The sequence below is a fragment of the Mycolicibacterium pyrenivorans genome, assembly GCF_025821625.1.
In the GTDB taxonomy this organism is placed as follows: Bacteria; Actinomycetota; Actinomycetes; order Mycobacteriales; family Mycobacteriaceae; genus Mycobacterium; species Mycobacterium pyrenivorans.
This window is the reverse complement of sequence record NZ_JACKSH010000274.1, coordinates 1-13261: the sequence shown is the minus strand read 5'-3', so window position 1 is coordinate 13261 and position 13261 is coordinate 1. Positions and strand designations below refer to the sequence as shown.

The 13261-nt window shown below is 68.9% G+C and carries 14 protein-coding genes and 1 riboswitch; of the genes, 8 read left to right on the top strand and 6 right to left on the bottom strand.

What is annotated here, in order from left to right:
* The first annotated feature begins 44 nt into the window (after positions 1–44).
* Entirely contained in the window at positions 45–1760 is a 1716-nt protein-coding gene (locus H7I57_RS29915) for an MFS transporter (RefSeq protein ID WP_372510491.1), read from the top strand.
* Positions 1757–2239 carry a DUF2771 domain-containing protein gene (locus H7I57_RS29910; protein ID WP_264028216.1) on the top strand — a complete coding sequence of 161 codons (483 nt, stop codon included), beginning with the start codon at positions 1757–1759 and terminating at the stop codon, positions 2237–2239. The genes H7I57_RS29915 and H7I57_RS29910 overlap by 4 nt, the downstream gene beginning before the upstream one ends.
* 7 nt (positions 2240–2246) lie before the next feature.
* Here the strand turns inward: H7I57_RS29910 and H7I57_RS29905 are convergent, their stop codons facing one another.
* Positions 2247–3263: a glutathione S-transferase family protein gene (locus H7I57_RS29905; RefSeq protein ID WP_264028214.1), complete on the bottom strand. Its 1017-nt coding sequence runs from the start codon at positions 3261–3263 to the stop codon at positions 2247–2249.
* A gap of 104 nt (positions 3264–3367) precedes the next feature.
* Positions 3368–3778, bottom strand: coding sequence for a cold-shock protein (locus H7I57_RS29900; protein WP_264028156.1), 411 nt, complete (start codon positions 3776–3778; stop codon positions 3368–3370).
* A 169-nt stretch (positions 3779–3947) separates the two neighbouring features.
* On the opposite strand from H7I57_RS29900, the gene H7I57_RS29895 reads away from it, so the two are divergent.
* The 4 genes from H7I57_RS29895 (at position 3948) to H7I57_RS29880 (ending at position 7470) form a co-directional block, all read left to right on the top strand.
* Positions 3948–4361 carry a YccF domain-containing protein gene (locus H7I57_RS29895; protein WP_264028155.1) on the top strand — a complete coding sequence of 138 codons (414 nt, stop codon included), beginning with the start codon at positions 3948–3950 and terminating at the stop codon, positions 4359–4361.
* Positions 4358–5419: a GTP 3',8-cyclase MoaA gene (gene moaA / locus H7I57_RS29890; RefSeq protein WP_264028154.1), complete on the top strand. Its 1062-nt coding sequence runs from the start codon at positions 4358–4360 to the stop codon at positions 5417–5419. The genes H7I57_RS29895 and moaA overlap by 4 nt, the downstream gene beginning before the upstream one ends.
* A gap of 3 nt (positions 5420–5422) precedes the next feature.
* Complete coding sequence (locus tag H7I57_RS29885) at positions 5423–5689, top strand: MoaD/ThiS family protein (protein WP_264028153.1); 267 nt, start codon at positions 5423–5425, stop codon at positions 5687–5689.
* Between the two features lie 284 nt (positions 5690–5973).
* A riboswitch (cyclic di-AMP (ydaO/yuaA leader) is annotated at positions 5974–6144 on the top strand.
* A gap of 9 nt (positions 6145–6153) precedes the next feature.
* Positions 6154–7470, top strand: a complete 1317-nt coding sequence (locus tag H7I57_RS29880) for a transglycosylase family protein (RefSeq protein WP_264028152.1) — start codon at positions 6154–6156, stop codon at positions 7468–7470.
* Between the two features lie 5 nt (positions 7471–7475).
* Here H7I57_RS29880 and H7I57_RS29875 read toward each other — a convergent pair whose 3' ends face one another.
* Genes H7I57_RS29875 through H7I57_RS29860 form a run of 4 tightly spaced genes read right to left on the bottom strand, consistent with a single transcriptional unit; the run spans position 7476 to position 9076 of the window.
* Positions 7476–7901, bottom strand: a complete 426-nt coding sequence (locus H7I57_RS29875) for a molybdenum cofactor biosynthesis protein MoaE (protein WP_264028151.1) — start codon at positions 7899–7901, stop codon at positions 7476–7478.
* Positions 7898–8377, bottom strand: a complete 480-nt coding sequence (locus H7I57_RS29870) for a MogA/MoaB family molybdenum cofactor biosynthesis protein (RefSeq protein ID WP_264028150.1) — start codon at positions 8375–8377, stop codon at positions 7898–7900. The genes H7I57_RS29875 and H7I57_RS29870 overlap by 4 nt, the downstream gene beginning before the upstream one ends.
* A gap of 7 nt (positions 8378–8384) precedes the next feature.
* On the bottom strand, positions 8385–8825 hold the full coding sequence (gene moaC, locus H7I57_RS29865; protein ID WP_275081900.1) for a cyclic pyranopterin monophosphate synthase MoaC: 441 nt from the start codon (positions 8823–8825) through the stop codon (positions 8385–8387).
* Positions 8826–8884: 59 nt separating this feature from the next.
* On the bottom strand, positions 8885–9076 hold the full coding sequence (locus H7I57_RS29860; RefSeq protein ID WP_264028148.1) for a hypothetical protein: 192 nt from the start codon (positions 9074–9076) through the stop codon (positions 8885–8887).
* Between the two features lie 158 nt (positions 9077–9234).
* Between H7I57_RS29860 and H7I57_RS29855 the strand changes: the two genes are divergently transcribed.
* Positions 9235–11487, top strand: coding sequence for a helicase-associated domain-containing protein (locus H7I57_RS29855; RefSeq protein ID WP_264028147.1), 2253 nt, complete (start codon positions 9235–9237; stop codon positions 11485–11487).
* A 31-nt stretch (positions 11488–11518) separates the two neighbouring features.
* The gene (locus H7I57_RS29850; protein ID WP_264028146.1) at positions 11519–13168 is read left to right on the top strand and encodes a DNA repair helicase XPB; all 1650 of its coding nucleotides are present in this window, start codon (positions 11519–11521) and stop codon (positions 13166–13168) included.
* The last annotated feature ends 93 nt before the right edge of the window (positions 13169–13261 follow it).

Sequence of the window (13261 nt, the reverse complement as noted above, 5' to 3'; positions counted from 1 at the left end):
TCGCCTGCACGCCCGCTGTCGTCCGCATAGGGGAGAATCGACACGTGACCGGAGCGCGGCGTGACCACCGAGACCGTGACGGTCAGCACGGTGAACGCTACTACCCACCGCGCCCACCTGCGGGTGAACACCCGGGGATGGCGAATTACCCCAGCGACCCGCCGTGGAGTCCCGATCACCGGACGACGCGTCGGTCCGGTTCGGCGAATCAGAGTGCCAACCGGTGGCTGCCGCCGCTGGACGAAAACGCCCGCCACGGCGGATCGTCATCGCATTACGACCGCTTCGACGCGCCGTCGGGCCGACTCGGCTCGGGTGCCGGCGAGAAGGTGACGGTGACGCGGGCAGCCGCTCAGCGCAGCCGTGAAATGGGCACGAAGATGTATGACCTCGTGCACCGCGCGGCCACCGCCGACGGCGCCGACAAGTCCGGCCTGACGGCGTTGACCTGGCCGGTGGTCGCCAACTTTGCCGTGGATGCGGCGATGGCGGTGGCGCTGGCCAACACGTTGTTCTTCGCGGCCGCCTCCGGTGAGAGCAAGAGCAAGGTCGCGCTGTACCTGCTCATCACCATCGCACCGTTCGCGGTCATCGCACCGCTGATCGGACCGGCGCTGGACCGCCTGCAGCACGGCCGCCGCGTCGCCCTGGCCACGTCGTTCGGCCTGCGCACCGTGCTGGCGTTGGTGCTGATCGCCAACTACGACAGTGCGACCGGCAGCTTCCCGTCGTGGGTGCTCTACCCGTGCGCGCTCGGAATGATGGTGCTGTCGAAATCGTTCTCGGTGCTCCGCGGCGCCGTCACCCCTCGGGTGCTACCACCGACGATCGATCTGGTGCGGGTGAACTCCCGGCTGACGACCTTCGGGTTGTTGGGCGGCACCCTGGTCGGCGGCGGTGTCGCGGCCGCCTCGGAATGGGGGTTCCACTTCTTCCAGATGCCGGGCGCGCTCTACATCGTGGTGGCGGTGACGGTGGCCGGCGCTGTCCTGGCGATGCGGATCCCGAAGTGGGTCGAGGTCACCGAGGGCGAGGTCCCCGCGACCCTCAGCTATCACGGCGGGTCGGGTGACCTGCGCCGCGACCACGGACAGTACCGAGCGACGACGAAGGCCCGCCAGCCGCTGGGCCGCAACATCATCACCGCCCTGTGGGGCAATTGCACGGTGAAGGTGATGGTCGGCTTCCTGTTCCTGTATCCGGCGTTCGTGGCCAAGGCGCACGACGCCAGCGGGTGGGAACAGCTCCGCATCCTCGGACTGATCGGCGCGGCGGCTGCCATCGGCAACTTCGCGGGCAACTTCACCGCCGCGCGCCTCAGCCTCGGACACCCGGCGCGATTGGTGGTGCGCTGCGCCATCGCGGTGACCGCCGTGGCGCTGGCGACCGCGCTGACCGGCAACCTGCTGGTCGCCGCGGCGGCCACCTTGGTGACGTCCGGTGCCAGCGCAATCGCCAAGGCATCGCTGGACGCCTCCCTGCAGGACGACCTGCCCGAGGAGTCGCGGGCGTCGGCGTTCGGACGGTCGGAATCGCTGCTGCAGCTGGCCTGGGTCGCCGGAGGAGCCACCGGTGTCCTGATCTACACCGACCTGTGGGCGGGTTTCACCACGATCACCGCGATCCTGATCCTGGGTCTGGCCCAGACGATCGTCAGCTACCGCGGCGAGTCGTTGATACCGGGATTGGGCGGCAACCGTCCGGTGCTCGCCGAGCAGGAGGGCGTGTGGACGGACGTGACGGCGGTGACGCCGGAGTGAAACGTGTTGTCGCCGTTCTCGCGGCGGTGGCGCTGTTGGCGTCGATCGGTACGGGCGTGCTGGTCTGGCGACTCACCCGCGATCACACACCCGAGCTGCCCGAGATCTCCGCGTACTCGCACGGGCACCTGACCCGGGTGGGGCCGTACCGGTTCTGCGAGGTGCTCGATCCGACCGACTGCGTGGAGCCGGGTGAGCAGGGTGAGCTCCCGGTGACGGGCCGCTTCCCCATCCAACTTTCGGTGCCGAAGGCCGTCGCGCGGGCGCCGTGGGTGCTGCTGCGCGCCTACGAGGACGACGACGTCATCGAGGAGTTCCGCCCCGACACCAGGCTGGCGGTGACGATCCCGACCGTCGACCCGCAGCGGGGTCGGCTCACCGGCATCGCCGTGCAGTTGCCGACGCTGGTCCGCGACGAAGCAGGCAATGAGTTCCCCGTGCCGCACGCCGAATGGTCGGTGCGCACGGTATGGGATTAGCCGAGTCCTAACCGGCGGCGTGAGCGTCGGGCACGCGCTCGGCCTCACGCGTCGGACCTGGCGGCGTTCCGTCACCGAAAGGCCTGCCGCCCAGCGCTTCTCGACCGTGCGGTGTCAGCCAGTTCGACAGGTCCGGCCCCTTCGGGACCACGCCGGTCGGGTTGATGTCGGAGTGCACGATGTAGTAGTGCTGCTTGATCTGGACGAAGTCGGTGGTGTCCCCGAACCCCGGTGTCTGGAACAGGTCACGCGCGTAGGCCCACAGCACCGGCATCTCGGCGAGCTTGCTCCGGTTGGTCTTGAAGTGGCCGTGGTAGACGGGGTCGAACCGGGCCAGCGTCGTGAACAGCCGCACGTCTGCTTCGGTGATGGTGTCCCCGACCAGGTAGCGCTGATCGGCCAGTCGGTCGGAGAGCCAGTCCAAGGTGGTGAACAACCGGTCGTAGGCCTTCTCGTAGGCCCGCTGCGAGCCCGCGAACCCGCACCGGTAGACGCCATTGTTGACCTCGGTGTACACCCGCTGGGCGACCTCGTCGATCTCTGCGCGCAGCGGCTCGGGGTACAGCTGCGGGGAACCGTCGCGATGGTGGGCCGTCCACTCGGTCGAGAAGTCCAGCGTGATCTGGGCGAAGTCGTTGGTCACCACCTGACCCGTCGAGACCTCCACGATCGCGGGCACCGTCACACCCTTGGGGTAGTCGGGGATTCGGTTGTTGTAGGCGTCGCGCAGGTAGTGAATGCCCAGCACCGGGTCGACGCCGTCGGGGTCCAGGTCGAAGGTCCAGCTGCGCTCGTCGTGCGTGGGTCCGCAGAAGCCAATGGAGAGAACGTCTTCCAGCCCGAGCAGGCGGCGCACGATGATGGTGCGGTTCGCCCACGGGCATGCTCGGGCGACCACCAGCCGGTACCGACCGGGTTTGACGGGGTAGCCGTCGCGGCCGTCGGCGGTGATCCGGGTGGTGATGTAGTCGGTGTCGCGGTTGAACTCTCCGCTGGAGGACGACGGGTCGGCGACGTAGCTCATGGTTCCAGTCATACCCGCCGAAACTGAACGTCTACGCGAAGTCCGGCCCGAAAACCGGTCACAACCTCAGTTTCGGCGCCCGGCGCGGCGCGCCGCGCCAAGAACTAGGTGTCGAGTTCGCGCGCGACGGCCTTCACCACTTCGGAGACTCTGCGGGCCACCTTGCGGTCCGGGTAACGCCCCTTGCGAAGCTCCGGCTGCACAGCGCCCTCCAAGAGCGTGATCATGTCCTCGACCATGCCGTGCAACTCATCGGGGGTGTGCTTGTGTTCCGGCCGCTCGGCCTCGCGCCGGGTCTTGCTCAGGCTCGGCGGCGGGTCGATCAACTTCAGGCTCAGCGCCTGGGGTCCGCGACGGCCGGCGGCCACGCCGAACTCGACGCGCTGCCCGGCCTTCAGACCTTCGACACCGGCGGGCAACGCCGAGGAACGCACGTAGACGTCCTCGCCGTCTTCCTGGGAGAGGAACCCGAAGCCCTTCTCCACGTCGTACCACTTCACCCGGCCGGTAGGCACTGGTCTCACCTGCTTGTCTGTCTGAGCTGATAAAAGGTCTGTACCTGTCGGGTACATAACTAAAGCGCCCCGCCTGCGCTGGGACGCGTCCGAGGCGATCTTACTCGGACGCCCGCACAGCCAGCATCCCCTTATATCGGTAGGCTGCAGTCACCGTTGGAGGAAGAAGATGCGACTGATCCTGAATGTCATCTGGTTGATCTTCGGCGGTCTGTGGCTTTCGCTGGGTTACCTGCTCGCCGCGCTCATCTGTTTCGTCTTGATCATCACCATTCCGTTCGGCTTCGCGTCGCTGCGCATCGCGTCCTACGCACTGTGGCCGTTCGGCCGCACGATCGTCGACAAGCCCGGCACCCGCCCCGGCGCGCTCGTCGGCAACATCATCTGGATCATCCTCTTCGGCGTGTGGCTGGCCCTCGGCCACATCATCACTGCCGCCGCGATGGCCATCACGATCATCGGCATCCCGCTGGCATTGGCCAACCTCAAGCTCGTCCCGGTGTCGCTGATGCCGCTCGGCAAGGAGATCGTGCCGGTGGACGCCGTCAACGGCGTCAACATGCCTGGCGGAGTCGCACGGTGACGGTCGTCGCTCTCGGGGTGCCCTCCGTGCACCGCCCCCTGTCGCCCGCCCCCGCCGACGGCCCCCTGCTGGACACCTTCGGCCGCGTCGCGACGGACCTGCGGGTGTCGCTGACCGACCTGTGCAATCTGCGCTGCACCTATTGCATGCCCGCCGAGGGTCTCGACTGGCTGCCGGGCGACCAGAAGCTGCAACTCGACGAGCTCGCCCGGCTGCTGCGCATCGCGGTCACCCGCCTCGGTATCACCAGCGTCCGCTTCACGGGGGGTGAACCGCTGGTCGTCCCCCATCTCGAGGAGGTCGTCGCGGCGACGGCGGCGCTGCACCCGCGCCCGGAGATCACGCTGACCACCAACGGCGTCGGGCTGGCGCGACGTGCCGCCGCGCTGAAAGAGGCCGGCCTCGACCGCATCAACGTGTCCCTGGACACGGTCGACGCCGCGCACTTCGCCGCCATCACCCGACGTGACCGGCTCGCCGACGTGCTGGCCGGGCTCAGTGCCGCCAAGGCGGCAGGACTGAGCCCGGTGAAGGTGAACGCCGTCCTCGACCCGGTCACCGGTCTCGAAGATGCGGTGGCACTGCTGCGCTTCTGCCTCGAGCACGGCTACCAGCTACGCATCATCGAGCAGATGCCCCTCGACGCCGACCACTCCTGGCAGCGAGACCGCGCCATCAGCGCCGACGGCGTCCTCACCACGCTGCGGCGTCACTTCACGCTGACCCCCGATCCGGCCCCACGCGGTTCGGCGCCCGCCGCGCTGTGGCAGGTCCACGACGAGTCGGGGGTGGCCGGACGGGTCGGCATCATCGCGTCGGTCTCCGAGGCGTTCTGCTCGGCGTGCGACCGGACCAGGCTCACCGCCGACGGGCAGGTTCGCAACTGCTTGTTCGCACGCGACGAAACCGATCTGCGCGCCCTGCTGCGGACGGGCGCGGACGACGCAGCGCTCGAGGCCGCGTGGCGGGCGGCGATGTGGGCCAAGGCCGCGGGGCACGGCATCAACGACCCCGATTTCGTCCAGCCCGATCGCCCGATGAGCGCGATCGGCGGCTGATCGATGCACGCAGACGTCAGCGTGCGGGTCACCGTGCGCTACTTCGCCGCAGCACGTGCCGCGGCGGGCACCGAGGCCGAGACGGTCGAACTGCCCGAAGGCACGACGGTGACCGAGTTGCTCGACATGCTCAAGGCGCGAGATGCCGAACTGTCGAAGGTGCTGGCCAGGTGCTCTTTTCTCTGCGACGAAGTGGCGGTGCGGGATCCGCAGACCGTCTTGGGCGACGCGCAGACAGTCGACGTTCTTCCGCCGTTCGCCGGCGGGTAGCGGTTTCCACCCCGAAAAGGTATTCCGTGATTTGCGTCACATAACGGAATAGTCACAGGATGGCTACGGCGCGGTAGCGGCGTGCGGCACCTGCAGGAACAACAGACCTTCCTGGGCATTTAGAGGTTTTTTAGTATTTGCCGCAGCCGGAAACGCCGGTGCGGCCACGAGATGACGAGGCACCGCCTTCCGGTTACCGTCTTGACTCAGGCCGACGACCCCAAACCCGATCGGCCCGCCGTGTGACCAATTGCGCCGAGCTCCATCCGTTGGTCCACGGGGACAACGAGAAACAACCTGGATGGAGGCGGGGGACCCACCGGTCCACCGAACAGAAGGACCTGGAGCCGATCGGCTCCTAGGGGTGAAGCCGACTTCGTTCCGACGAAGACGGCCGGGCGACCTCTCCAGCCCGAACCCGACAGCTGACCTCGCGGGCGCTACAGAGAGGACCACACGTACTTATGAGTGGACGGCATCGCAAGCCCACTTCGTCAAGCGTCAACGTCGCCAAGATCGCCTTCACCGGTGCAGTAATCGGTGGTGGAACCATCGCCCTCGCCGGGCAGGCAGGTGCCGCCACCGACAGTGAATGGGATCGCGTCGCCAGCTGCGAGTCAGGCGGCAACTGGGCCATCAACACCGGCAACGGCTACCACGGCGGCCTGCAGTTCTCGCCGAGCACCTGGTCCGGCCACGGCGGTGGCGAGTTCGCCCCCGCGGCCTACCTCGCCACCAAGGAAGAGCAGATCGCCGTCGCCGAGCGCGTCCTGGCATCCCAGGGCAAGGGTGCGTGGCCGTCATGCGGTGGACCGCTCTCCGCGTCCACACCGCGCAACGTCGTCAACGAGGAACCGCAGCCTGTCGATCCGATCGGACTGAACGGCGTGCTGCCTCCCCCGCCGCCACCCCTCGATCCGTTCGCGCCACCGCCGCCTCCCGCCCCGGCCCCGTTCGACACGATGTCGGCGCCGCTGTCGCCCGCGCCCATGCCGCCCGCGCCCGTCGATCCGCTCGCGGCTCCGCTTCCCCCCGCCCCGCTGCCCGAGGCGGTTCCGCCGGCGCCCGTGCCGATGGACGCCCCGCTGCCGCCGGCCCCGATGCCGATGGACGCCCCGCTGCCCGCGCCGGCGCCCCTGCCGCCCGCACCGTTGCCCGAGCCGGCTCCCCCGGTCGTCGACGTGTCGGTCGTCGCACCTCTCGACGCACCGTTGCCCCCACCGGCACCCGTCGACGCCCCGCCGGCGGAGCTCCCGATCGTCGCGGCGGGGAACTGGGACACCGCGCAGGTCCCCGCACCCGCGGATCAGCCCCAGCTGTGGTCGTTGCCCTCCGACGTCCCGCTGCAACCCGCTCCCGGTGCCCCGGTCCTTCCGCCTCCGGCACCGGCGCCCGCCCCGGCGCCCGCTCCCGCGGAACCGCTGGCACCGCTGGCCGGTGTCGCAGTTCCCGGTGAGGCCTACGACCTGGCCAACCAGGCGGTCAGCGGGGAGCTCCCCGTGCCCGAGGGCATGCCGCACCTCGTGAGCCCCGAGAACCTCCCCCCGGGTACCACCGTCGATCCGGCGCTCGTGCCCAACGAGAGCCCGAACGTGACGTATCTGAAGGAGATCTGGCACGCGATCCAGACTCAGGAGATCACCGGCAGCGATGCGCTGCTGGCGCTGACCCAGCGTCCGCTGAGCACGCCCGACCCGGGCGGTGTGCCGCCCCACACGCCGCTTCCCGCGGGCGCCGCTCCGGTTGCTCCCGCTCCGGCGCCGGTGCTGCCGCCCGCCTGATCAGGTCAGGCGGAGTTCACCCACTCGTCGGTTCCGTCGGCGAAGAACTGGTGCTTCCACACCGGTAGCCGCTCTTTGACGCTGTCCACCAGACGTGCGCAGGTCTCGAAAGCGGCGTGCCGGTGGTCGGCAGCCACGGCGGCGACCAGCGCGGCGTCACCGATGTGCAGGGTGCCGACGCGATGGCTGACGGCGATGGCACGGACACCCGCGCAGTCGGCCGCTATCTCGGCGACGACGTCTGCCAGCGTCTTCTCGGCGGACGGGTGCGACGAGTAGTCCAGCCGCGTCACGGTCCGTCCCCCGTCGTGGTCGCGGACGACACCGGCGAACACCACCACAGCGCCCGCCGCGTGGTGTGACACGAGGGCTTCGTGTTCGGCGGAGTCGATGGGCCGATCGGTCAGCGCAGCGCGGACGACGAGGCTCATCGCGGGTGATCCTTGCCGCGCAGTTGATCCACCGCGTGCTCCAGCACGTCTGCGAGGACGCCCAGGCCGTCCCGCACACCCCCGGTGGACCCGGGAAGGTTCACGACCAGAGTCCGGCCGGCGACGCCGCACACACCGCGCGACAGCACCGAGGTCGGCACGTGCGGAAGCCCGGCGCGCCTGATCGCATCGGCGAGACCCGGGATCTGATAGTCGACCAATGCCGCGGTCGTCTCCGGAGTGGAGTCCGTCGGCGAGATTCCCGTTCCCCCGGAGGTGAGGATGACGTCGGGGTTGTCGCGCAGGGCGGCCCGCAGCGCGGATTCGACGGGTTCCCCGTCGGCGACGACGACGGGCGGGACGGTGACGAAGCCGCGGCCGTTGAGCCAGTCCGCGATCACGGGACCACACCGGTCCTCGTAGACACCGGCGGATGCGCGGGTGGACGCGACGATCACCACGCCTGACCGTGTCACGCGGACGTCACCTGACCCATGAACCCGTCTTACCGCCCTCCTTGCGCACGACCCGGATGTTGTCGATGCGCGCGGCGCGGTCGACGGCCTTGATCATGTCGTAGATCGTCAGCGCCGCGACGCTGACCGCAGTCAGCGCCTCCATCTCCACACCGGTGCGGTCGGTGGTGCGCACGGTCGCGGTGATGCCGACCGAGCCCGGGTCGTCGTCGACGCCACCGATGGTGAAATCGACGTCCACACCGGTGACCGCCAGCGGATGGCACAGCGGGACCAGTTCACTGGTGCGCTTGGCGGCCAGGATTCCGGCGACACGCGCGGTGGCGAGGGCGTCACCTTTGGGCAGCCCGTTGGCGCTGATCAAGGCGATCACATCGGGGCGGGTGTGCACTGATCCCGCGGCGACCGCGATCCGTCTGGTGACGTCCTTGGCGGTGACGTCGACCATGTGGGCCGCTCCCGACTCGTCGAGATGCGAGAGGCCGTCTCCGCCGCTCGAGGCCACCGTTACCTGTTGATGACGGTGGCCGACTGGATGAAGGGAAGCTCCTCCGCCGGCAGAGGGAACGTGATGTCACCGAACGGCGACAGTGCGCCCGTGCGGTCGGTGGCGAGCTCGCTGACCGCGTGGTCGTCGGCGTCGGTCGTGGGCCACCCCGGGTCGATGTACTTGGTCTTCTGCCGTTTCTCGTCAGCCACGGTGACATTGTGGCAGGTTGCTTGCCGGCTGGCGAGGCCGGCCGCCTGCTTTAAGCTGGTCAGCGATGAGGCCTCGGACGAAGAGCAGACCGTGCCGATGAGGCCTCGGACGAAGAGCAGACCGTGCCGATGAGGCCTCGGACGAAGAGCAGACGGCGATGAGCGGGAATTCCCCGGGCGTGCCGCTGGGCGCCTGGTTGGCCGAGTTGGATGACGAGCGGCTGATCCGGCTGCTGCGGTTGCGCCCCGACCTCACCCAACCCCCTCCGGGCACCATCGCCGCACTGGCCGCCCGCGCCGCTGCGCGTCAGTCGGTCAAGGCCGCCACCGACGATCTTGATTTCCTACATCTGGCGGTGCTCGATGCGCTGCTCACGCTGCATGCCGAGACCACCGCCATCACCCTCACCGAGTTGACCGGTGCCCTGGGTGAACGGGTCGACGGGCCGGCCCTCACCGCCGCCGTCGAGGGTCTGCGGGAGCGTGCCCTCGTCTGGGGGGACGATCCGCTCCGCGTGGTCGCCGAGGCGGCGTCCGGCATGCCCTGGTACCCGGGGCAGGTCACCGCGGAGACCACAGCGATGTCGAGTGCCGAAATCAGCGAAGCGCTCGCATCACTGGATGCCCCCGCGCGCGAGTTGCTGGACAAACTGCTCGAAGGGTCGCCGGTCGGCCGCACCCGCGACGCGATGCCGGACGCCCCGCCCGACCGTCCTGTGCAGCGCCTGCTGGCGGCCGGACTGCTCCGCAGGCTCGACACCGACACCGTGATCCTGCCCAGGCTGGTCGGCCAGGTGTTGCGCGGCGAAGTTCCCGGCCCGGTCAGCCTGAGCAGGCCAGACCCCACCGTCTCGTCGACAAGCGCACGCGATGTCGATGCCGTGGCCGCCGGAGCGGCACTGGACCTGTTGCGTGAAGTCGAGATCGTGATCGAGACTCTCAGCGCCACACCGATTCCCGAGCTCCGAAGCGGCGGCCTGGGCGTACGGGATGTCAAGCGGCTGACCAAGTCGACCGGCATCGAGGAACGCCGACTCGGGTTGATACTCGAGGTGACGGCGGCCGCCGGGCTGATCGCGCCGGGGATGCCCGACCCCGAACCACTCACCGCGGCGGGACCGTACTGGACGCCGACGGTCGCCGCCGACCGGTTCATCGAGTCTCCGACAGCGGTCAAATGGCATCTGGTCGTGTCGGCGTGGCTGGATCTTCCGGGCAGGCCCAGCCTCATCGGAAGCCGCGGACCTGATGGCAAACCCTATGCGGCGCTGTCAGATTCGCTGTACTCCACGGCCGCTCCCCTGGATCGTCGGCTTCTTCTCGAGACGCTCGACGACCTGCCGCCGGGTTCGGGAGTGGACGGCGACAGCGCATCCAGGGCGATGGTGTGGCGGCGCCCCCGATGGTCGGTGCGGCTTCAGCCTGACCCTGTCGCCGACCTGCTCACCGAAGCCCACGCCGTCGGCGCGGTGGGCCGCGGCGCCCTATCGACACCGCTTCGACGCATGCTCGCCGGTGAGCCCGAGGACGCGGTCGTCGCCGCAATGGCCAAGGTGCTTCCCGCGCCGATCGATCACTTCCTGCTGCAGGCCGACCTGACCGTTATCGTGCCCGGCCCTCTCGAGCGAACCTTGGCCGAGCAACTGGCTGCAGTCGCGACGGTGGAATCTGCGGGCGCGGCGATGGTGTACCGCATCACGGAAGCGTCCATCCGGCGGGCACTCGACACCGGAAGGACCGCGGGGGAACTGCACGCACTGTTCGCACGGCACTCGAAAACCCCTGTGCCGCAATCTTTGACGTACATGGTCGACGATGTTGCGCGCCGTCACGGGCAGCTGCGCGTCGGCATGGCCTCGTCGTTCGTCCGCTGCGAAGACGCTGCGCTGCTCGCCCAGGCGGTGGCCGCACCCGCTACCGAGCCGGTGGATCTGCGATTGCTCGCACCGACCGTGGCGGTGTCACAGGCGCCGATCGCCGAGGTGCTCGCCGCGCTGCGGAACGCCGGCTTCGCCCCTGCAGCCGAGGACTCGACCGGGGCGATCGTGGATCTGCGCAGCCGCGGCTCGCGGGTTCCCACGCCGGGCCGGCGGCGCGGATACCGGCACAACCTGACTCCGACGGATCAGACGCTCGGCGCCATCGTGGCGGTGCTGCGCAAGGTGGCGGCGACGCCCTCGGGCATGCGGTTGGACCCCGCCGTCGCCATAACAGAACTGCAGCACGCCGCCCACCATCAGGAGTCGGTGGTGATCGGTTACGTCGACCCCGCGGGCGTCGCGACGCAGCGGGTGGTCGCGCCGATCAACGTCCGCGGCGGGCAGTTGACCGCCTACGACCCGGCGTCCGGCAGGGTCCGGGAGTTCGCCATCCACCGCGTGACTTCGGTGGTGTCCGCGGAATCCGGATAATGGGTCGGATGACTTCCTATCGAGATCGCGCATGACCGACGGCCCGCTGATCGTGCAGTCCGACAAGACCGTGCTGCTCGAGGTCGACCACGAGCTGGCCGGGGCAGCCCGCGCTGCGATCGCCCCGTTCGCCGAGCTGGAACGCGCGCCCGAACACATCCACACCTACCGGATCACCCCGCTGGCGTTGTGGAACGCCCGCGCCGCCGGGCATGACGCCGAGCAGGTCGTCGACGCCCTGGTCAGCTTCTCCCGCTACGCGGTACCGCAGCCGCTGCTGGTCGACATCGTCGACACGATGGCCCGCTACGGCCGGTTGCAGCTGGTCAAGAGCCCGGTGCACGGCCTGATCCTCGTCAGCTTGGACCGCGCGGTCCTCGAGGAGGTCATGCGCCACAAGAAGATCGCGCCGATGCTGGGGGCGCGTATCGACGACGACACCGTGATCGTGCACCCGAGCGAGCGCGGCCATATCAAGCAGCTGTTGCTGAAGATCGGCTGGCCGGCCGAGGACCTGGCCGGCTACGTCGACGGCGAGGCCCACGCGATCAGCCTCGCGCAGGACGGCTGGCAGCTGCGTGACTACCAGGAGATGGCGGCGGAGTCGTTCTGGGCGGGTGGCTCCGGTGTGGTGGTGCTGCCGTGCGGGGCGGGCAAGACGCTGGTCGGTGCGGCGGCCATGGCCAAGGCGGGTGCCACGACGCTGATCTTGGTCACCAATACCGTGGCCGGCCGCCAGTGGAAGCGCGAGCTGGTGGCGCGGACGTCGTTGACCGAGGAGGAGATCGGCGAGTACTCCGGCGAACGCAAGGAGATCCGGCCGGTGACGATCGCCACCTATCAGGTGATCACCCGCCGCACCAAAGGCGAGTACAAGCATCTGGAACTGTTCGACAGCCGCGACTGGGGTCTGATCATCTACGACGAGGTACACCTGCTGCCCGCGCCGGTGTTCCGGATGACCGCCGATCTGCAGTCCCGCAGACGGCTGGGGCTGACGGCGACGCTGATCCGCGAGGACGGCCGCGAGGGCGACGTGTTCTCGCTGATCGGACCCAAGCGCTACGACGCCCCCTGGAAGGACATCGAGGCGCAAGGCTGGATCGCGCCCGCGGAGTGCATCGAGGTGCGCGTCACGATGACCGACAACGAGCGCATGCTCTACGCGACCGCCGAGCCCGAGGAACGCTACAAACTGTGCGCGACCGCACACACCAAGATCGCCGTGGTCAAATCGATCCTGGAGCGACATCCCGATGAGCCGACGCTGGTGATCGGCGCTTACCTCGACCAGCTCGACGAACTGGGCGCCGAACTCGGCGCCCCGGTGATCCAGGGGTCGACGAAGACTGCCGAGCGCGAAGCCCTGTTCGACGGCTTCCGCCGCGGCGAGATCCGCACCCTGGTGGTCTCCAAGGTCGCGAACTTCTCCATCGATCTGCCTGAAGCCAGTGTGGCAGTCCAGGTCTCAGGGACATTCGGATCCCGACAGGAGGAGGCCCAGCGTCTGGGACGGCTGCTGCGACCCAAGGCCGACGGTGGCGGCGCCGTCTTCTATTCGGTCGTGTCGCGCGACAGCCTCGACGCCGAGTACGCCGCGCACCGCCAGCGCTTTCTCGCCGAGCAGGGCTACGGGTACGTGATCAAGGACGCCGACGACCTTCTCGGGCCGGCGATCTAAGCCTGGATTCACCGATGAGGTAGGGATGGGAGGCGGGTTGTAACAGCGAAATGCCCTGTCGTGGTGAAAGAATGAGATTTCTCGAGGATCACA

Excerpts from the sequence above, each read along its gene's own strand:
- H7I57_RS29905 (WP_264028214.1), bottom strand. The coding sequence starts at position 3,263 with ATGAGCTACGTCGCCGACCCGTCGTCCTCCAGCGGAGAGTTCAACCGC.
- H7I57_RS29895 (WP_264028155.1), top strand. The coding sequence starts at position 3,948 with ATGCGACTGATCCTGAATGTCATCTGGTTGATCTTCGGCGGTCTGTGG.
- H7I57_RS29885 (WP_264028153.1), top strand. The coding sequence starts at position 5,423 with ATGCACGCAGACGTCAGCGTGCGGGTCACCGTGCGCTACTTCGCCGCA.
- H7I57_RS29880 (WP_264028152.1), top strand. The coding sequence starts at position 6,154 with ATGAGTGGACGGCATCGCAAGCCCACTTCGTCAAGCGTCAACGTCGCC.
- H7I57_RS29875 (WP_264028151.1), bottom strand. The coding sequence starts at position 7,901 with ATGAGCCTCGTCGTCCGCGCTGCGCTGACCGATCGGCCCATCGACTCC.
- moaC (WP_275081900.1), bottom strand. The coding sequence starts at position 8,825 with ATGGTCGACGTCACCGCCAAGGACGTCACCAGACGGATCGCGGTCGCC.
- H7I57_RS29855 (WP_264028147.1), top strand. The coding sequence starts at position 9,235 with ATGAGCGGGAATTCCCCGGGCGTGCCGCTGGGCGCCTGGTTGGCCGAG.
- H7I57_RS29850 (WP_264028146.1), top strand. The coding sequence starts at position 11,519 with ATGACCGACGGCCCGCTGATCGTGCAGTCCGACAAGACCGTGCTGCTC.